The organism is Pantoea sp. S61 (assembly GCF_016625145.1).
GTDB lineage: Bacteria > Pseudomonadota > Gammaproteobacteria > Enterobacterales > Enterobacteriaceae > Pantoea > Pantoea rwandensis_B.
This window is the reverse complement of record NZ_JACVUO010000012.1, coordinates 40,530-59,754: the sequence shown is the minus strand read 5'-3', so window position 1 is coordinate 59,754 and position 19,225 is coordinate 40,530. Positions and strand designations below refer to the sequence as shown.

The 19,225-nt window shown below is 57.1% G+C and carries 13 protein-coding genes and 1 pseudogene; 11 read left to right on the top strand and 3 right to left on the bottom strand.

What is annotated here, in order from left to right; all coding sequences use genetic code 11:
* Nucleotides 1-90 precede the first annotated feature (90 nt).
* The 9 genes and pseudogenes from IAE30_RS20070 to IAE30_RS20030 all read left to right on the top strand — a co-directional run bounded on the left by IAE30_RS20070 (nt 91) and on the right by IAE30_RS20030 (nt 14,270).
* The gene (locus IAE30_RS20070) at nt 91-1,347 is read left to right on the top strand and encodes a CmpA/NrtA family ABC transporter substrate-binding protein (RefSeq protein ID WP_370585624.1); all 1,257 of its coding nucleotides are present in this window, start codon (nt 91-93) and stop codon (nt 1,345-1,347) included.
* A gap of 11 nt (nt 1,348-1,358) precedes the next feature.
* Nucleotides 1,359-2,234 carry a nitrate ABC transporter permease gene (gene ntrB / locus IAE30_RS20065; protein WP_200680816.1) on the top strand — a complete coding sequence of 292 codons (876 nt, stop codon included), beginning with the start codon at nt 1,359-1,361 and terminating at the stop codon, nt 2,232-2,234.
* Nucleotides 2,235-2,244: 10 nt separating this feature from the next.
* Nucleotides 2,245-3,033 carry an ABC transporter ATP-binding protein gene (locus IAE30_RS20060; RefSeq protein ID WP_038646473.1) on the top strand — a complete coding sequence of 263 codons (789 nt, stop codon included), beginning with the start codon at nt 2,245-2,247 and terminating at the stop codon, nt 3,031-3,033.
* A gap of 10 nt (nt 3,034-3,043) precedes the next feature.
* Nucleotides 3,044-7,111, top strand: a complete 4,068-nt coding sequence (gene nirB / locus IAE30_RS20055) for a nitrite reductase large subunit NirB (RefSeq protein WP_200680815.1) — start codon at nt 3,044-3,046, stop codon at nt 7,109-7,111.
* A pseudogene (locus tag IAE30_RS20050) lies at nt 7,108-9,711 on the top strand (molybdopterin-dependent oxidoreductase). The gene nirB and the pseudogene IAE30_RS20050 overlap by 4 nt, the downstream one beginning before the upstream one ends.
* Before the next feature lie 11 nt (nt 9,712-9,722).
* A complete protein-coding gene (gene cobA / locus IAE30_RS20045) occupies nt 9,723-10,544 on the top strand; it encodes a uroporphyrinogen-III C-methyltransferase (protein ID WP_200680814.1) in 822 nt (273 codons plus the stop codon).
* A gap of 87 nt (nt 10,545-10,631) precedes the next feature.
* Nucleotides 10,632-11,783, top strand: coding sequence for a flagellar biosynthesis protein FlhB (flhB, locus tag IAE30_RS20040; RefSeq protein WP_034828621.1), 1,152 nt, complete (start codon nt 10,632-10,634; stop codon nt 11,781-11,783).
* Nucleotides 11,776-13,863, top strand: coding sequence for a flagellar biosynthesis protein FlhA (flhA, locus tag IAE30_RS20035; protein WP_045816039.1), 2,088 nt, complete (start codon nt 11,776-11,778; stop codon nt 13,861-13,863). The genes flhB and flhA overlap by 8 nt, the downstream gene beginning before the upstream one ends.
* Before the next feature lie 2 nt (nt 13,864-13,865).
* Nucleotides 13,866-14,270 (top strand): flagellar protein FlhE, encoded by a 405-nt coding sequence (locus tag IAE30_RS20030; RefSeq protein ID WP_200680813.1) that lies wholly within the window; start codon nt 13,866-13,868, stop codon nt 14,268-14,270.
* A 35-nt stretch (nt 14,271-14,305) separates the two neighbouring features.
* On the opposite strand, the gene argS is transcribed toward IAE30_RS20030, so the two are convergent.
* Both argS and IAE30_RS30290 read right to left on the bottom strand, forming a co-directional pair.
* The gene (gene argS / locus IAE30_RS20025; RefSeq protein ID WP_045832925.1) at nt 14,306-16,036 is read right to left on the bottom strand and encodes an arginine--tRNA ligase; all 1,731 of its coding nucleotides are present in this window, start codon (nt 16,034-16,036) and stop codon (nt 14,306-14,308) included.
* Nucleotides 16,037-16,204: 168 nt separating this feature from the next.
* On the bottom strand, nt 16,205-16,327 hold the full coding sequence (locus IAE30_RS30290; protein ID WP_007889544.1) for a hypothetical protein: 123 nt from the start codon (nt 16,325-16,327) through the stop codon (nt 16,205-16,207).
* A 319-nt stretch (nt 16,328-16,646) separates the two neighbouring features.
* On the opposite strand from IAE30_RS30290, the gene IAE30_RS20020 reads away from it, so the two are divergent.
* Entirely contained in the window at nt 16,647-17,201 is a 555-nt protein-coding gene (locus IAE30_RS20020; protein ID WP_038646487.1) for a VOC family protein, read from the top strand.
* Here IAE30_RS20020 and IAE30_RS20015 read toward each other — a convergent pair.
* Entirely contained in the window at nt 17,198-18,337 is a 1,140-nt protein-coding gene (locus IAE30_RS20015) for a MalY/PatB family protein (RefSeq protein ID WP_200680812.1), read from the bottom strand. The genes IAE30_RS20020 and IAE30_RS20015 overlap by 4 nt on opposite strands.
* An 85-nt stretch (nt 18,338-18,422) precedes the next feature.
* Here IAE30_RS20015 and cutC point away from each other — a divergent pair, with 85 nt between their 5' ends.
* Nucleotides 18,423-19,175, top strand: coding sequence for a copper homeostasis protein CutC (gene cutC, locus IAE30_RS20010; RefSeq protein WP_038646489.1), 753 nt, complete (start codon nt 18,423-18,425; stop codon nt 19,173-19,175).
* Nucleotides 19,176-19,225 lie beyond the last annotated feature (50 nt).

Sequence of the window (19,225 nt, the reverse complement as noted above, 5' to 3'; positions counted from 1 at the left end):
AAGCGAGTGCTTTGGATAAAGGCGTCCGGCCCCATGTTTTAACGACATGCGGGAGGACGCCTTTTTTTATTTCTTTTTTTCAGGAAGCGCATGATGAGTAAAACGCGGTTTGCAGTCTCACGTCGTCAGTTCCTGCTGGGTAGCGCGGTGGTGGGGAGCAGTTATTTACTGCCAGGCTTACGTAATGCGGTGTGGGCCGCCGGTTCAGATGCGCCCGAAAAGAGCAGCGTGCGCGTCGGCTTTATTCCACTCACTGACTGTGCTCCGGTGGTGATGGCGTCGGTTAAAGGTTTCGACAAAAAATACGGGCTGACGTTACAACCGAGTAAAGAAGCCAGCTGGGCGGCGGTGCGTGACAAACTCACGGCCGGTGAACTGGATGCCGCGCACGCGCTTTACGGCATGATCTACGGCTTACAGTTGGGTGTGGCAGGGCCACAACACGACATGGCCAACCTGATGACGCTGAATAACAACGGTCAGGCCATCACGCTCGCTAATCAATTGAAAGAGCAGAAGATTACAGATGCTGCCAGCTTGCAAAAGCTGATCGCCAGCCAGGCCAAAGGCACTTACACCTTTGCGCACACTTTCCCCACCAGCACCCACGCGATGTGGCTCTATTACTGGCTGGCAAATGCCGGCATCGATCCGTTTGAAGATGTGCGCACCGTTGTGGTGCCACCGCCGCAGATGGTGATGAACATGAAGATGGGCAACATGAGCGGATTCTGCGTGGGCGAGCCATGGAATCAGCGTGCCATCAGCGACAACATCGGTTTTACCGCCACCACCACCCAGCAAATCTGGCCCGATCATCCGGAAAAAATTCTCGCCACCCGTGCGCAATGGGTCAAAGAAAACCCCAATACCGCGCGTGCGGTGACGGCAGCGGTACTGGAAGCGGCGCGCTGGATCGATGCTTCTGATGAAAACCGTAAAGAGACCGCTGCTGTGTTAGCCGGGCGGGCATGGATCAACACCAAAGTTGAAACCTTAGAAGGGCGCATGCTCGGCCAGTACGAAAACGGACTGGGCCAGCAATGGCAGGATGCCCATGCCATGCGTTTCTTCCACGATGGCGAAGTGAGCTACCCGTGGCTGTCTGACGGCATGTGGTTCCTGACGCAAATGAAGCGCTGGGGCATGGTGAAAACCGCACCGGACTACGCTGCTGTTGCCCGTCAAATCAACCGTATCGATATCTATAAGCAGGCTGCCACGGCAGTCGGCGGTATTTCTGTTCCCGCCAGCGAAATGCGCAGCAGCACGCTTATCGACGGCAAAGTGTGGGATGGCAGCAACCCTGCCGCCTATGCCGACAGTTTCACCATCAAACGTAGTTAAGTGAGGTCAGCATGAAATCTGAAGCTCGTACGCTGAACGCCGCGACGCCAGTCGTCGCTCAACCGGCGCAGGTGATTGCGCTTAACGTGCCACAGAAACCGCGCGCACGTCAGCGCTGGCTGCGGCCGCTGCTACAGCGACTGATCCCGGCGAGTTGCGGCGTCATTCTGCTGCTGTTTGTCTGGCAACTGGCATCGATGTCGAGCAAAGGCTTCCCAACGCCTTTTGCCACCTGGCAGGCGGCCGTGACGTTGTTCGCCGATCCCTTCTATAACAACGGTCCTAACGATCAGGGTATTGGCTGGAACGTGGTGGCCTCACTACAACGCGTGGCGGTGGGCTTTGGTCTGGCGGCGCTGGTGGGTATTCCTGCCGGTTTCCTGATTGGCCGTTTCACCTTTGTGGCGCGCATGTTTAATCCAATCATCGCGCTGCTGCGTCCGGTCAGCCCACTGGCATGGCTGCCAATTGGTCTGCTGCTATTACAGCGTGCGGAACCCGCTTCCAGCTGGACCATTTTCATCTGCTCGATCTGGCCGATGGTGATCAACACCGCCGAGGGCGTGCAGCGTATTCCGCAGGATTACCTTAACGTCGCCCGCGTGCTGCAACTCAACGAATGGACGGTGATGCGGCGCATCCTGTTCCCGGCGGTATTGCCCGCCGTGCTCACCGGCATGCGCCTGTCGATGGGCATCGCCTGGCTGGTGATCGTCGCCGCCGAGATGCTGACCGGCGGGCTCGGCATAGGTTTCTGGATCTGGAACGAGTGGAACAACCTCAACGTGGAAAACATCCTGATCGCCATTGTGGTGATTGGCGTGATCGGGCTGTTGCTGGAGCAGGCACTGATGCTGCTGGCACGTCGTTTTAGCTGGGATAAATAGGGAGCCGATGATGAATCCGATTATTCGCGTACAACAGGTGAGTCAGCGTTTTAATACCGCCAGCGGTGAATTTCTGGCTCTCGATAACGTGAGTTTTGATATCCACGCGGGCGAAACATTGAGCCTGATTGGTCACTCCGGCTGCGGTAAATCCACCTTGCTCAACCTGATTGCTGGCCTAACCCAACCCAGCAGCGGTGTGCTGCTGTGTGAAAACCGTGAAATCAGCGGCCCCGGCCCCGAGCGCGCGGTGGTGTTCCAGAACCATTCATTGCTGCCATGGCTGACCGCGTATCAAAACGTCGAGCTGGCGGTGCAGCAGGTGTTTAAAGGGCAAATGAGCAAAGGCGAGATGAGCGAGTGGATCGAACACAACCTCAATCGTGTGCAGATGGGCCATGCCATGCACAAGCGTCCCTCGGAAATCTCCGGCGGCATGAAACAGCGCGTGGGTATTGCACGTGCGCTGGCGATGAAACCGCGCGTGCTGCTTTTAGATGAACCCTTTGGGGCTCTCGACGCCTTAACGCGTGCCCATCTGCAAGACAGCGTGATGCGCATCCAGCAGGAGCTGAAAACCACCATTGTGCTGATCACCCATGACGTGGATGAAGCGGTGTTGCTGTCGGATCGCGTGCTGATGATGACTAACGGCCCGGCGGCGCAGGTTGGCGAGATCCTCACGATTGATCTGCCACGCCCACGTTCCCGCGTGGCGCTGGCGGATGAGCCGCGCTACCACCAGCTACGCCAGCAGGTTCTGCATTTCCTCTACGAAAAACAGACGGCAGTGGCGTAAGGAGCGGGCGATGGTACAGCATCTGGTGGTGATTGGTAACGGGATGGCGGCGATGCGCATGGTGGAAACCTTGTTGCAACGGGCGCCAGGCTGCTATGCCATCACGGTGATTGGCCGTGAAGCACAGGGCAATTACAACCGTGTGCTGCTGTCACCGGTGCTGTCTGGGGAAAAAGACTTCGCTGACACGTTGATTCACACGCCGGAATGGTATGTCGCACACGACGTGCAACTGCTGATGGGTGAAGAAGCGCTGCAGGTGGATCTCATTGCACGGACGGTATTCACCGACCAACGCACGCTGCACTGGGACAAGCTGGTGTTCGCCTGTGGTTCACAACCCCGAATGCCGGATCTGCCGGGTGTTGAGCGCCCGCAGGTGTTGGGATTTCGCACCTTGCGCGATGTCGACACCATGCTGGCGCAGGATGGACCCGTGGTGGTGCTGGGCGGCGGATTGATTGGCGTGGAAGCCGCTGCGGCGCTGCGCCTGCGTGGGCGCGACGTCACGCTGCTGCATCACCGTCCATGGCTGCTAGATCGCCAACTGGATCAACAGGCAGGCGCGCTCTTGACCCAGCATCTCACCCAACGCGGGATCCACTGCCGCCTTGGCGTGTCGCTGCAATCGATCCATCGCGATCACGTTACGCTCACCGATGGCACGTCACTGCTTGCTCAGCAGGTGGTGATGGCGATTGGCGTCGTGCCTGAAATCGCACTGGCACAGCAGGCTGGCGTACCGTGCCAGCGCGGGATTCTGGTCAACCGTCAGCTGCAAACCTCGGTCGCTCACGTCTATGCACTGGGCGAATGCTGTGAAATCGACGGTGAAACTTTTGGTCTGGTGGCACCTTGCCTCGCTCAGGCTGAGGTGCTGGCGGCACAGCTGGCCGGCGAGCCAGTGGCGGATTTTCACCATCAGGAGAGCGGTACGCGGCTCAAAGTCACTGGCATTGAGATGTTCAGTGCGGGCGACATCCGCGAAGGTGAATCCATCATCAGTTTTGATCCTTTCGACGGCCACTATCGCCGTCTGTTCTTACGCGATGGCGCACTGCGCGGCGTGCTGCTGTTTGGTGACAGCCAGGGCGCCAGCACGCTGCTAACCCAATTACAACAGGCGGAACACGTAGGCATTCACGCGCTGTTCGGTCTGGATAATCCCTTAACGCAGCCTGGTGCTGCAGGAAGCAATGTGATGAGCAAACCTCTTCTCGCCGTGGTGGGCCACGGCATGGTCAGCCACCATTTTCTTGAGCAGCTGGTGAGTCGCGAACTGCATCACCACTACCATGTCGTGGTGTATGGCGACGAACCTCAAATGGCGTATGACCGTGTGCACCTGACGGAATACTTCACCGGAAAAAGCGCCGACGATCTGTCACTGGTCAGCGACAACTTCTTCGCGCAACACGGAATAGAACTGCGCACGGGGTGCGAAGTGCTGGCGATTGATACCGACAAGCGCAGTCTGCGTGATGCCAGCGGAGCAGAACTGGCGTGGGACAAACTGGTGCTGGCCACGGGTTCCGTACCCTTTGTGCCACCGGTGCCGGGACGAGAGAGCCCACGCTGTTTTGTCTATCGCACGTTGGCCGATCTGGATGCCATCGCGGCCTGCGCCAACCAGGCCACGCGCGGTGTGGTGATCGGGGGTGGTTTACTGGGTCTGGAAGCGGCTAATGCGCTCAAGCAACTGGGACTGGAAACCCACGTGGTGGAGTTCGCTCCGCGTCTGATGGCGGTGCAGCTGGATGACGGCGGCGCGCAGATGCTGCGCGGCAAAATTAGCGCACTGGGCGTGCAGATCCACACCAGCAAACAGACCGAAGCGATTGAAAGTCAGCCGGACGGCAGCGTGCAGCTGCGCTTTGCCGATGGCAGTGTGTTAGAAACCGATCTGATTGTGTTCTCAGCGGGTATCCGACCCCGTGATGCACTGGCGCGGGCGGCGGGTATTCAGCTCGGCGAACGGGGCGGCATTGCCATTAACGACGGCTGTGAAACCAACGTCGTAGGCGTCTATGCGATAGGCGAGTGTGCGCTGTGGCAAGGACAGATTTTTGAGCTGGTCGCGCCGGGCTATCAGATGGCGCGGGTGCTGGCAGCACAGCTGGCACAGGAGGAACTGGCGTTCAACGGCGCGGACATGAGCACCAAACTCAAACTGCTTGGTGTAGAAGTGGCATCGTTCGGTGATGCGCATGGCCGTACCGCAGACAGCCAGAGTTATCACTGGACCGACAATCCCAAAGGCATCTACAAAAAGCTGGTGGTGTGCAAAGACAGTAAAACATTGCTCGGCGGGGTACTGGTCGGTGACAGCGGTGATTACAGCAACCTGTTACAGATGATGCTCAACAAGATGCCACTGCCGAGTGAACCAGAAAGCCTGATTCTGCCGCAGCTGGCAGGCGCGCCCTCTAAAGCGCTGGGCGTGGCCGCGTTACCGGAAACCGCACAAATCTGCTCCTGCCATAACGTCAGCAAAGGCGACATTTGTGACGCCGTGCAGGCTGGTTGCGGCGATATGGCCGCGATCAAAAGCTGCACCAAAGCCGCTACCGGCTGTGGCGGCTGCAGCGCACTGGTGAAACAGGTCATGGAACTGGAGCTGGCGAATCAGGGCGTGGTGGTCAAAAAGGATATCTGCGAGCACTTTGCCTACTCAAGGCAGGAGTTGTATCACCTGATTCGCGTCGGCAAAATCACCACCTTTGATCAACTGATTCAGCAACATGGTCGTGGCCATGGCTGTGAAGTGTGCAAGCCGCTGGTGGGCTCGCTGCTGGCTTCTTGCTGGAACGAGTATCTGCTTAAGCCGCAGCATTTGCCGTTGCAGGACACCAATGACCGCTACTTTGCCAACATCCAGAAAGATGGCACTTACTCGGTGGTGCCACGTGTGCCTGCCGGGGAAATCACACCCAAGGGGCTGATTGCGATTGGTGAAGTGGCGGCACGCTACGATCTCTATACCAAGATTACCGGCGGACAGCGCATCGATCTGTTTGGTGCACGACTCGAACAGTTGCCTGACATCTGGGAAACTCTCATTGCGGCGGGCTTTGAAACCGGCCATGCCTATGGCAAATCATTGCGCACCGTGAAGTCCTGTGTGGGGTCGACCTGGTGCCGTTATGGCGTACAGGACTCCACCGCGTTCGCTATCGCGCTGGAGAACCGCTACAAAGGGCTGCGTGCCCCGCACAAGATTAAAATGGCGGTGTCGGGCTGTACGCGTGAGTGTGCGGAGGCACAGAGCAAAGACATTGGGGTGATCGCCACTGACAAAGGCTGGAACCTTTATGTCTGTGGTAACGGTGGCATGAAACCGCGCCATGCCGATCTGTTCGCCAGCGACCTGGACGATGCGACACTGCTACGTTATGTAGACCGCATTCTGATGTTTTATGTGCGTACCGCCGACCGTTTACAGCGCACCAGCGTGTGGATGGACAACATGGAAGGTGGGCTCGATTACCTGCGCAGCGTCATTATCGAGGATGCCCTCGGCATTGGCGACATGCTGGAGCAGGAGATGCAAGTGGTGGTGGATCGCTACCAGTGCGAATGGCAGAGCACGCTACAGGATCCCTCCCGTCGTGCACTGTTTACTACCACGATTAACAGTCAACAAATGGATGAGACCCTCAACTATGTGCGTGTGCGCGAACAACGCCAACCTGCCGCCATGGACATCATTCCGGTCACCAACGTGCCTGCCGAACCCTGGAGTGAAATCTGCGATGTGACCGCCATTCCTGAGGCTGCGGGCATGGGCGCACGACTGGGAAGCCAACGCGTGGCGCTATTCCGTTTTGGCGAAACCTTTTACGCGCTAGAGGATATCGAACCGGGCACGCAAGCCAGCGTGCTGTCTCGCGGCATTCTGGGTGATGTTGCGGGTGAGCCGGTGGTGATCTCCCCGCTGTACAAGCAGCGCATACGTTTACGTGATGGGCAAAGTTTAGATAACGCCGAGCATCAACTACGCTGCTGGCCAGTGCGCGTGGAGGGCAGCAAAGTGTGGCTGGGCCATCAGCCCATTCTTGCGCTCGCGGCGGCATCATGAAAACCACCTGCCCATACTGTGGCGTCGGCTGTGGCGTGGAGATTAAGGCGCCGGATCAGCTGGTAAGCGGTGATCTGCAGCATCCGGCGAACTTTGGTCGCCTGTGTGTCAAAGGATCTGCGTTGGGTGAAACGCTGTCTCATGAGGGGCGTTTGCTTTGGCCGCAGATCCATGGCGAACGCGTCAGCATGGATGAAGCGCTGGATCATGTCGCACAGGGCTTGCGCGATATTATCGACAAGCATGGCCCGCAGGCCGTAGCGTTTTACGGTTCCGGCCAGCTGCTTACTGAGGATTACTATACCGCCAACAAGCTGATGAAGGGCTTTATCGGCGCCGCCAATATCGATACCAACTCACGCTTATGTATGGCATCGGCGGTGGTGGGCTACAAACGTGCATTCGGTGCCGATGCCGTGCCCTGCTGTTATGAAGACATCGAGCAGGCGGATATGGTGGTGCTGGTGGGTTCAAACGCGGCGTGGGCGCATCCGGTGGCGTGGCAGCGCCTGGTGCAGGCGAAAACCGATCGACCAGAAATGCAGCTGGTGGTGATCGACCCACGTCGCACCGCCAGCTGTGATATCGCCGATCTGCATCTGGCTCTGCAGCCGGGATAGGACAGTGCGCTCTTCGCCGGGCTGCTTAACTGGCTGAACGAGAATGAGGCGGTGGATGAAACGATGCTGCCGCATCTGGCGAACGTCGAAACCACGCTGGAGGCCTGCAAAGCGTGGGATCTGGCCACGGTGGCCGTCGCCTGTCAACTCAGTGAGCACGCTATTCTCAGCTTCTGGCAGCGGTTTGCTGCACAACCACGCGTACTCACGCTGTGGTGTATGGGCATTAACCAGTCACAAACCGGCAGTGACAATAACAATGCGATTATCAATGCGCATCTGCTGAGTGGAAAAATCGGCTATGCAGGCGCGGGTCCCTTTTCATTAACCGGACAGCCGAATGCCATGGGCGGGCGTGAGGTCGGTGGCTTAGCGAATCAGTTGGCGGCGCACATGGGGTTCAGCGCAGTGGAAGTGGATCGCGTCAGTCGCTTCTGGAACAGCCCTCATGTGGCGCGTCAGCCCGGTTTAACCGCGGTTAATCTGTTCAATGCAATTAATCGTGGCGAAGTCAAAGCGGTGTGGATCATGGGCACCAATCCGGCGGTGTCGATGCCGGAAGGCAATCGTGTCGCTCAGGCATTGGCCCGGTGCGAATTGGTGGTGGTATCAGAAGTGAGCGCGCGCAGTGATACGGCTGATTTAGCTGACGTATTGCTGCCCGCGCAAGGGTGGGGCGAAAAGAACGGCACGGTGACCAATTCTGAACGCCGTATCTCACGTCAGCGCAGTTTTATCGCCCCAGCCGGCGAAGCGAAACCTGACTGGTGGTTACTGGCGCAAGTCGCTCAGCGTCTGGGATATACCGAAGCCTTTGCCTGGCAGCACCCCAGCGAAATTTTCGCCGAGCATGCCGCACTGTCTGGCTTCGAAAACCATGGCCGCCGCGCCTTCGATATCAGCGCACTGGCACATATTACGCGAGAACAATATGACCAGCTCGCACCCGTACAGTGGCCGCTGAATGACCGCGCGCCGACGGGCACCGCACGGCTGTTTGCCGATCGTCGTTTCTTTCACGTGGATGGCAAAGCACGTTTGCTGCCGCCCGCCATTCCAGTTAAGACGCTGACCAGTTCGCATTATCCCTTATTGATGAACACCGGGCGCATTCGTGATCAGTGGCACACCATGACGCGCACCGGCAACGTGCCGCGCCTGATGCAGCATTACGATGAGCCTTTTGTCGCGCTGCATCCGCATGATGCTGCGGCGCACGGCTTGAGCCAGGGCGACCTGACACGCGTACAGTCTGCGCTCGGCTGGTGGAGCGGCCGCGTGGTGATCGACAGCGGGTTAATGCGTGGTCAGCTGTTTATCCCGATGCACTGGACACGCCAGTTTAGTGCACAGGCAAATGTAGACGGCTTAGTGGCGGCTCACTGCTGTCCTGACTCTGGGCAACCTGCGTTGAAGCAGACCGCCGTGCGTTTGCAACCTCTGCGTCCGGCATGGCAGGGATGGCTGTTCCTGCCTGAGGTGATAACGCCGCAGCCAGTGCTGTATTGGTCGCGTGCGCCGCAGCAGGGGGCACAGCGTTATGTGCTGGCGGGCGAGGCGCAGGCAGCGGATTGGTTAATGCAGCTCCCCACGATGCAGGAACTGCAGTGGCAACAGGCGCGGGCGGGACAGCAGCTGCACATGCTGGGCTGGCGTAACGGTCGATTAATGTGTGCGTTTTATGCTGCTCCCTGGCTGCCAGAGATCGATCATGGCTTTGTGGCGCGAGCCTTTACGGAAACACCCTCTTCTCCACAGCAGCGCCATGTGCTATTGGGCGGACGTCCCGCATTGGGTGAAAGCCAGGGGCGGACGATTTGCAGTTGTTTCGGCGTGGGTGAAGTGGCAATCCGTCGGGCGATTGAGCAGGGCTGCGATTCTCCAGCGGCACTCGGTGCAGCGCTGAAGTGCGGCACCAACTGTGGCTCCTGTATTCCGGAGCTAAAAAACTTACTGGCAACCCTGCGCGTGGCGCAGTAGCGGAGAGCATCATGACTCAGGCCATTGGGCGTCTCGATAAACTGTTCAACCCCCAGAATGGAGAGGCGACGCCAGGGGGTGTCTGGCTGGTGGGGGCCGGGCCGGGCGATGTCGAACTGCTGACGGTAAAAGCGTTGCGTTTGATCAAAAGCGCGGACGTGGTGGTGTATGACCGCCTGGTGAGCGACGCGATCATGGCTGAAGTCCCGTCCGGCACGCTGGCGATTGATGTCGGTAAAAAGCCGGGCAGCCATGGCCTGAAGCAGGCGCAGATTAATCAGCTGCTGGCGGATCTGGCGGCCAGTGGTCGATTGGTGGTGCGTTTGAAGGGCGGCGATCCCTTTATTTTCGGCCGCGGCGGGGAAGAGATGCTGTTTCTGCAGCAGGCGGGCATTGCCTGCCATGTTGTGCCCGGTATCACCGCAGCGGCAGGTTGTGCGGCGGCAAGTGGCATCCCGTTAACGCATCGTGACTGTGCGCAGTCTTTGCGGTTAATCACCGGGCATGGAAAAAGCGGCGAGCCGCAGCTTGGCGACGCCAGCCTGGCCGCCGCCAATCAGACGCTGGTGTTCTATATGGGGCTGAAATGGAGCGAGAGCATCAGCGCCCAGTTACAAGCCCATGGACGCGCTGCCACTACGCCAGTGGCGATCATTGAAAATGGTACACGGCCTGACCAGCGCGTGATGGTGACGACGCTGTCGGACCTGAGCGCCACTATTGCACGTGAGCAGGCGCAATCCCCCGCATTGTTGCTGGTGGGAGAGGTGGTGCGCTTTTATCGCCAGCCCCATACTGCTGATCTCAGCGCAATTTCACTTATGGCTAAATAAACTCGTATTTTCCCCCCTTAATCCACGCTTTAGCCTTGGCGGGTTTTGGCATCCTATGCTCAGAATTCCTGCCAGCTGAGGTATGTCGTGGCTGAAGAGAGCGACGAGGACAAAACAGAATCGCCCACGGCGCACCGACTAGAGAAGGCGCGAGAAGAGGGGCAGATTCCGCGATCGCGCGAGCTGACATCGGTACTGATGCTGCTGGCGGGCTTGCTGATCCTGTGGCTCGGCGGCGAACTGATGGCTGAACAGCTGGCCAGCATGTTGGCCACTGGCTTTCGTTTCGATCATGCCATGGTGACCGATGACAAAATGATCATCGCCCACATCAGCAACCTGATCGGCCAGGCAGTGATGGCGCTGCTGCCGTTGATGGCAGGCCTGGTGATCGTGGCGATTGCTGCACCGATGCTGCTGGGTGGGATCAATATCAGCGGTAAATCGATCAAGCTGGATTTCAACAAGCTGAACCCGTTGAGTGGTCTTAAACGCATGGTTTCCTCCCAGACCTGGGCGGAACTGCTAAAAGCCATTTTGAAGGCGGTGCTGGTGGGGCTGGTGGGTGGCTGGTACATCTGGTCACACTGGCAGGAGATGCTGCGGTTAATCAGTGAATCACCCATCAACGCGCTTCATCACGGTTTAACCATGATTGCCATTAGCTGTGCGTTGATCATGCTGGGCCTGGTACCCATGGTCGGTTTCGACGTGTTCTGGCAGCTCTACAGCCATTTCAAAAAGCTGAAAATGTCCCGCCAGGAAATCCGCGACGAACACAAACAAAACGAAGGTGACCCGCACGTCAAAGGGCGCATTCGTCAGGCGATGCGTGCGGCGGCCCGTCGTCGCATGATGGCAGATGTACCGAAAGCTGACGTTATCGTCACCAACCCAACGCACTACTCGGTGGCGTTGCAGTATCAGGAAGGCAAGATGAGCGCGCCAAAGGTGATTGCGAAAGGGGCCGGCGATATTGCGTTAAAAATTCGTGAGCTGGCAAAAGAACATCGCATTCCGATTTTAGAAGCACCGCCGCTGGCGCGTGCGCTGTATCGACACACGGAAATTGGTCAGTTCATCCCCGGCGCGCTTTACGGTGCCGTGGCGGAAGTGCTGGCCTGGGTATGGCAACTGCGTCGCTGGAAACGCGAAGGTGGCCTGATCCCAACCAAACCAAAACAGCTGCCGGTTCCGGCAGACATGGACTTTGCAGGAGAGAACAGAAACGATGGCTAATCTGGCCGAAAAGCTGCGTTTACCGGGCAACTTTAAAGACACGCAGTGGAAGGTGCTGGCTGGACCGATACTGATCATGTTGATCCTGTCGATGATGGTGCTGCCGTTACCTGCCTTCATTCTCGACCTGCTGTTCACCTTCAACATTGCCTTATCGATCATGGTGTTGTTGGTGGCAATGTTTACCCAGCGTACGCTGGAATTCGCTGCATTCCCGACCATTTTGCTGTTCTCTACGTTGCTGCGCCTGGCGCTGAACGTCGCCTCAACCCGTATCATCCTGCTTGAGGGTCATACGGGTGCCGATGCCGCCGGACGCGTGGTTGAAGCTTTCGGCCACTTCCTCGTGGGCGGTAACTTTGCCATCGGTATCGTGGTGTTCATCATCCTCGTTATCATCAACTTTATGGTTATCACCAAAGGTGCCGGACGTATCGCCGAAGTGGGCGCGCGTTTTGTGTTGGATGGGATGCCCGGTAAGCAGATGGCGATCGATGCTGACCTTAACGCCGGATTAATCGGCGAAGAGGAAGCCAAACGTCGTCGTAGCGAAGTGACCCAGGAAGCCGATTTCTACGGCTCAATGGACGGTGCGAGTAAGTTCGTACGTGGTGACGCCATCGCCGGTATTTTGATTATGGTGATTAACGTCATCGGCGGTCTGCTGGTGGGCGTGGTGCAGCACGGCATGGATCTGGGGCACGCAGGTGAAACCTATACACTGCTGACCATCGGTGACGGATTGGTGGCACAGATCCCGGCGCTGGTCATCTCTACCGCTGCGGGTGTTATCGTGACGCGCGTCAGCACCGATCAGGATGTGGGCGATCAGATGGTCTCCCAGCTGTTCAGCAATCCGCGCGTGTTGATGCTGAGTGGTGGTGTTATCGGTCTGCTCGGCCTGGTGCCGGGTATGCCCAACTTTGTCTTCCTGCTGTTTACCGCCGCGTTGCTCGGTCTGGCCTGGTGGTTGCGCGGTCGAGAGATGAAACCGAAGACTTCCTCGGAACCCACTAGTCTGGTCAAAACGCAGGAGACCCCCGCCACGGTGGAAGCTTCCTGGAAAGACGTACAGTTGGAAGATTCACTGGGTCTCGAAGTGGGTTATCGCCTGATTCCCATGGTTGATCATCTGCAAAACGGTGAGCTGCTGGGCCGCATCCGCAGTATCCGTAAAAAAGTCGCACAGGAGGTGGGCTTCCTGCCACCGGTGGTGCACATCCGTGACAACATGGAGTTGCCGCCTGCGCGTTACCGCATCCTGATGAAAGGCGTGGAAATTGGCAGCGGTGATGCCTATCCGGGCCGCTGGATGGCGATCAACCCTGGTACCGCAGCCGGCTCTTTGCCGGGTGAACCGACAGTCGATCCTGCCTTCGGTTTAGCGGCAATCTGGATTGATAGTGCGTTGAAAGAGCAGGCGCAGATTCAGGGCTTTACCGTGGTAGAAGCCAGTACCGTGGTGGCAACGCATCTGAACCACCTGATTGGTCAATACGCCAGCGAGCTGTTTGGCCGTCAGGAAGCGCAGCAGCTGCTGGATCGCGTGACCCAGGAGATGCCGAAGCTGACGGAAGATCTGGTGCCGGGCGTCATCACCCTGACCACCCTGCACAAAGTGCTGCAGAACCTGTTGATTGAACGCGTTTCGATCCGCGATATGCGCACCATCATCGAAACCCTGGCGGAACATGCGCCGGTCCAGACCGATCCGCAAGAGCTGACCAGCGTGGTACGTGTGGCGCTGGGCCGTGCGATTACTCAGCAGTGGTTCCCGGGTAACGGTGAAGTGCAGGTGATTGGACTGGATGCCACCTTAGAACGCCTGCTGCTGCAAGCCTTGCAGGGCGGCGGCGGGCTGGAGCCCGGTCTGGCTGATCGTCTGTTAGTGCAGACGCAGGGCGCATTGCAACAGCAAGAGATGACGGGAGCACCGCCGGTGCTGCTGGTGAATCACCCGCTGCGTGCCTTACTGGCGCGATTCCTGCGCCGCAATCTGCCACAGTTGGTGGTGCTGTCAAATATGGAACTGACCGACAATCGCCAGATCCGTATGACTGCCACCATCGGAGGTAAATAACCATGCGTCGTTGGTACTGGGCATTAATGATGTTACCGATGATGGCATTGCCGCTCTATGTGGATGCAGCCGGATCCTGGAATGACAGTGCCAGTGGTCCGAGCCTCGGCGTGCGCGGCAACTGGCACACGACGCCGGCTTTAAAAGCACCTTCGCCCGCTGTGGGCACCATCACGGTGGTGAACTGGCGTTACCAGTTGAGCCGTCCAGCCCCCTCGGGGCTGATTGTGCGTCTGTGTGCGACTCAGCGTTGCGTAGAGATTGAGGGCGGCAGTGGTTCAACGCGTAGCCTGGCGAATATTCCGGCTGACGAGACGCTGCATCTGGCGTTCGGTTTTCAGGGGAAGGGCGCATTACCGCCGGGATTACGAGTGGTGAGCAGTGAAGTGACGGTGAATTACCAATAGCGCATAAAAAACCCGCCGAGGCGGGTTTTTTGTTATTACATACGCTCGACGGTTTTGATACCCAGCGTATCCAGACCTTGTTTCAGCGTTTTAGCGGTCAATGCAGCCAGTTGCAGACGGCTGTTACGCACCTGCTCATCCTCGGCGGAGAGGATTGGGCAGTGCTCGTAGAAGCCAGAGAACAGGCCAGCCAGATCGTACAGGTAAGCACACATAACATGCGGTGTGCCATCACGCGCAACCTGGGTGATCACTTCTTCAAACTGCAACAGACGAGTCGCCAGTTGCGCTTCACGCTCTTCGGTCAGCACGATGTCGCCGCTCAGGCTGTCAGCTTCAATGCCGGCTTTACGGAACACAGAAAGCACGCGCGTGTAGGCATATTGCATGTAGGGTGCAGTGTTACCCTCAAACGCCAGCATGTTATCCCAGTCGAAGATGTAATCAGTGGTGCGACTTTTTGACAGATCGGCATATTTCACCGCGCCGATACCCACCACTTCCGCCAGATCCTTCAGCTCTTGCGCTGACATTTCCGGGTTTTTCTCGCTGACCAGCGCATGCGCACGTTCCACGGCTTCATCCAGCAGATCGGCCAGCTTAATGGTGCCACCGCTGCGGGTTTTAAATGGACGACCATCTTTGCCCAGCATCATGCCAAACGCATGGTGCTCCAACGGCACAGACTCGGGCACGTATCCGGCTTTACGCACAATGGTCCACGCCTGTTGCAGATGTTGATGCTGGCGCGAATCGATGTAGTAAAGCACGCGGTCGGCATGCAAGGTTTCATAGCGGTATTTGGCGCAGGCGATATCGGTGGTGGTGTAGAGGTAGCCGCCATCCTTTTTCTGGATGATCACGCCCATCGCTTCGCCTTCCTTGTTTTTAAACTCATCAAGGAACACCACGGTTGCGCCTTCGCTGGTTACAGCCAGCCCCTTTTCACGCAGGTCGCTTACGATGCCGGGCAACATATCGTTGTACAGGCTTTCACCCATCACATCTTTACGCGTCAGCGTCACGTTCAGGCGGTCATAGACTTCCTGATTCTGGCTCATGGTGATATCAACCAGTTTTTTCCACATTGCGCGGCAATATTCGTCGCCGCCTTGCAGTTTCACCACATAACCACGGGCGCGTTCGGCGAAGGCTTCGTCCGCATCATAGGTGACCTTGGCTTCGCGGTAGAATTCTTCCAGGTCCGCCAGCGCGATATCTTCGTGATGCTCATTCTGCTGCTTTTCCAGATAGGCAATCAGCATACCGAACTGGGTGCCCCAATCGCCGACGTGGTTGGCGCGGATCACGTTGTGGCCGAGAAATTCCAGCGTACGTACCGCAGCGTCACCGATGATGGTGGAACGGACGTGACCGACGTGCATCTGCTTGGCGACGTTGGGTGCCGAGTAGTCAATGACAACGGTTTGTGGCTTGAGGCTGCTGACGCCAAGGCGCGGCAATTGCAGAGCCTGCGCGGCCTGGGTAGCCAGCCAGTTGCGATCGAGGAAGATATTGATGAAGCCGGGGCCGGCGATTTCGACTTTGCTGGCGATGCCGGCGAGATCCAGATGCTGAATCACCTGTTCAGCCAGCTGGCGCGGAGCCTGACCGAGCTTTTTCGCCACAGCCATGATACCGTTCGCCTGATAATCACCGAACTGCACTTTAGCCGACTGACGAACCTGAGGTTCACAATCTGCTGGCGCACCCGCCGCTACCATTGCCTGACCGACTTTATCGGATAGAAGAGCCTGAATATTCACCGCGTTACCTTCATATGCTGAAAAGGCCCGCCAGTGGCGGCGAGCCGATGCCTTCATCCCGCAACAGCGCGGCGGGACGGAAAAATAAGAGGGGAAGTATACGTGAAATGTTAAAGTGCGTCAGCTTTTAGCATGCGCAATGGCGGGTAACAGCAACCCGCGCGCCGATTAACGGCGACGCGGGTGGCGACGAGGATTTTTAACGCTTTTGTCTTCACGCACCTTCCAGTGGCGGGAAATTGCAAATCCCATCAATGCAATCAGGACCGCGACAACAATGAGCATAGACATAGAGCCATTCCTTGTAGTTGTGAAACACAAATTTATAAGAAAGGGTATCAAGCTGCAATTGTTTGCAACTGAAATAAGACTTATCTTATTGTATTAATTATCGTTAATATTAACAGTGATTTAAGGTGTTTTCATAAAGTAACTGCTGGACCTGTTTAGGCGAATAATCCTAAAGAGAGGGCCTATTTACGCGGTTTCAGGTCTTTTCCATGATGAAATCGGAGGAATCCGACGACTTTGTCAAGGGGATTCTGAAGCGCTGCTGTTTTTAAATTGATTAAAATAATTGAACTGATATTGATGTATCTGGAGTGTTGAGATGAATTTTCCTGCGGAACTGAGTGATTTAGAACAAGACCTGGCTCGATTTGAGCGCTCCTTGCAGCAATTTGCTGAAAGATTAGGGCTGCGGTTATCCGAACATGAGGCCGATCACCTGGCGGTGCGCTGCCATCAGTTCGCAACGGCGGAGCGCTGGAAGGCGGGATTGCTGCAGATGGGCAGTCAGTTTTCCGAAGCGATGATCAACGGGCGTCCGATCTGCTTGTTCAAATTGCATCAGCCGTTAACGCTCGCGGGATGGCAGGTCGATGTGATTGAGTTACCCTGGCCGGGTGAGAAATTGTATCGCCATGAAGGCTGGGAACATGTGGAAATTGTGTTGCGCGGTGAGCCAGAAACATTGGGTATGCGCGCGATGGCCTTGCTCTCCGATCATGCACTGACGCAACCCGGCATTTCGTTTAAAACCAGCGCGCCAAAAGGTGAGCATGAGCGTTTGCCCAACCCGACACTGGCGGTGACGGACGGGCAAACCACCATCAAGTTTCATCCCTGGCGATTAGAAGAGATTGTCGCCAGTGAACAAGGCTAACGCCGTGCCAAGACCGCGCTGTGCAATCGGCTCACCGCCTGCTCCAGTAAAGCGCGCGTGCAGCCGAAGTTAAAGCGCACGAAGTTGTCATCCCCAAAATCGCGGCCGGGTGAAAAACCGAGGCCGTGTTTTTCAAAATAGAGAGCGGGACTGGCCACATCCAGCTGGCTGGCATCAATCCAGCCGAGATAGGTCGCTTCGGGCGAATTCATGTGCAGTTCGGGGAGTGCATTCACCTGCGCCACCAGCCAGTCGCGATTCGCTCGCAAGTACTGGATTTGCGCCTCCAGCCATGCATCACCTTCACGCCAGGCTGCTTCTGCTGCCACCAGTGCGAGAATATCGACCCCTGGCACAATACCTTCGCGTACCTGTTTAAACCGTTTGCGTAATTCAGGATTGGGGATAATCGCCATTGATGCGCCCAGACCGACGATGTTGAAGGTTTTCGACGGCGAGATGAGCGTAATGCTGCGCTGTGCGGCATCATCACTCAATGCCGCGAAAGGCGTGTGGCGGGCATCAGGCGACAAAATCAAATCACAGTGAATTTCATCAGAACAAACGATTAAATCGTGTTGCTGAGCAAACGCCAGTTGCGCCTCCAGTTCCTCGCGACGATACACCGTGCCGCCGGGGTTTTGCGGATTGCACAGCATCAGCAGACGTTCATTACCCTGCATCGCAGCCGTATCGAGATCGACGACCCAGCGGTCGTGCTGTAATTGCAGCGGCAAATTGATCTGTTCACGCTCGGCGAGTTTTGAGGCAGCGCGGAACGGTGGGTAAATCGGTGTTGGCGCGACTGTGCGTTGCCCAGCCTCGGTAAACGCGCGGACCGAAAGGTTAAGGCCACTGACGACACCAGGCAGCATAACGATCCATTCCGGCTGAATAGGCCAGTTGTAGCGCTGCGCCAGGCGGGAAACAGTGATATCAATCAATCCCGTGGGCGTACCGCCATAGCCAAAAACACCGTGATCGGCGCGTTTTTTAATGGCCTCAATAATGCAGGGTGGCGAGCGAAAATCCGTGTCTGCAACCCATAAAGGCAGCACATCACGATCGCCATATTTGTGCCACTTCAAACTATCGCTGTGACGACGGTCTATCCATTGATCAAAATCGAATGCCATAGTGAGGTTTCCACGTAAACTGTCCAATTAAGCAGACTAACTTAAGCCATCCTCTCGAGCCAGAAGTCATGAAAAGGAGCAAGCTATGACGAAACTGGAAATTTGTTGCTACGGCATCGACTGTGCAATGACTGCACAGCAGTCCGGTGCCGATCGCGTGGAACTGTGCAGTGCCCCACGCGAAGGCGGGCTGACGCCGTCAGCTGGCGTGCTGGAAGCCGCACAGCGTGAACTGTCCATACCGGTTCACCCGATTGTTCGCCCGCGTGGCGGCGATTTTTGTTACACCGCACAGGAATTTGAGGTGATGAAATCCGACGTGGCGCTGATGCGTGAACTCGGTTTCCCCGGCGTGGTGATCGGCATGCTAGATGAAGATGCCCATGTGGATATTGTGCGCATGCGGCAGATCATGGCGCTTAGTGATGGCATGGCGGTGACCTTCCACCGCGCTTTTGATTTGTGCCACAGCCCCAAACGTTCGCTGGACGTACTGGCGGATTTAGGCGTTGCGCGTATTTTGACTTCCGGCCAGCAGCAGAGCGCGGAAACTGGAATTGCATTGTTGCGGGAACTAAATGAACTGAGCACGGGTCCAATTATTATGGCCGGTGCCGGAGTCCGTTTGAGCAATTTGCAGAAATTTATTGATAGTGGGCTGCAGGAAGTCCACAGCTCCGCAAGCCGATTAGTTGCTTCGCCGATGCGCTACCGTAAAGCCGGTGTTTCTATGTGCTCCGAAGCAGAAGTCGACGAATTCAGCCGAACTTGTGTCGACGGCGATGTGGTCGAAGCGATGAAAAGTATGCTGGAAATGACCGCGGTTCGTGTCGCCTGAGTTCGCACCCGTTTTGCCGCGCAGCACGCCAAAACTCTGACGTGATGTTT

What these genes read in the sequence shown, in the direction of transcription:
- IAE30_RS20070 (WP_370585624.1), top strand. Translation starts at nt 91, where the DNA reads ATGATGAGTAAAACGCGGTTTGCAGTCTCACGTCGTCAGTTCCTGCTG.
- ntrB (WP_200680816.1), top strand. Translation starts at nt 1,359, where the DNA reads ATGAAATCTGAAGCTCGTACGCTGAACGCCGCGACGCCAGTCGTCGCT.
- IAE30_RS20060 (WP_038646473.1), top strand. Translation starts at nt 2,245, where the DNA reads ATGAATCCGATTATTCGCGTACAACAGGTGAGTCAGCGTTTTAATACC.
- nirB (WP_200680815.1), top strand. Translation starts at nt 3,044, where the DNA reads ATGGTACAGCATCTGGTGGTGATTGGTAACGGGATGGCGGCGATGCGC.
- cobA (WP_200680814.1), top strand. Translation starts at nt 9,723, where the DNA reads ATGACTCAGGCCATTGGGCGTCTCGATAAACTGTTCAACCCCCAGAAT.
- flhA (WP_045816039.1), top strand. Translation starts at nt 11,776, where the DNA reads ATGGCTAATCTGGCCGAAAAGCTGCGTTTACCGGGCAACTTTAAAGAC.
- IAE30_RS20030 (WP_200680813.1), top strand. Translation starts at nt 13,866, where the DNA reads ATGCGTCGTTGGTACTGGGCATTAATGATGTTACCGATGATGGCATTG.
- IAE30_RS30290 (WP_007889544.1), bottom strand. Translation starts at nt 16,327, where the DNA reads ATGTCTATGCTCATTGTTGTCGCGGTCCTGATTGCATTGATGGGATTT.
- IAE30_RS20020 (WP_038646487.1), top strand. Translation starts at nt 16,647, where the DNA reads ATGAATTTTCCTGCGGAACTGAGTGATTTAGAACAAGACCTGGCTCGA.
- IAE30_RS20015 (WP_200680812.1), bottom strand. Translation starts at nt 18,337, where the DNA reads ATGGCATTCGATTTTGATCAATGGATAGACCGTCGTCACAGCGATAGT.
- cutC (WP_038646489.1), top strand. Translation starts at nt 18,423, where the DNA reads ATGACGAAACTGGAAATTTGTTGCTACGGCATCGACTGTGCAATGACT.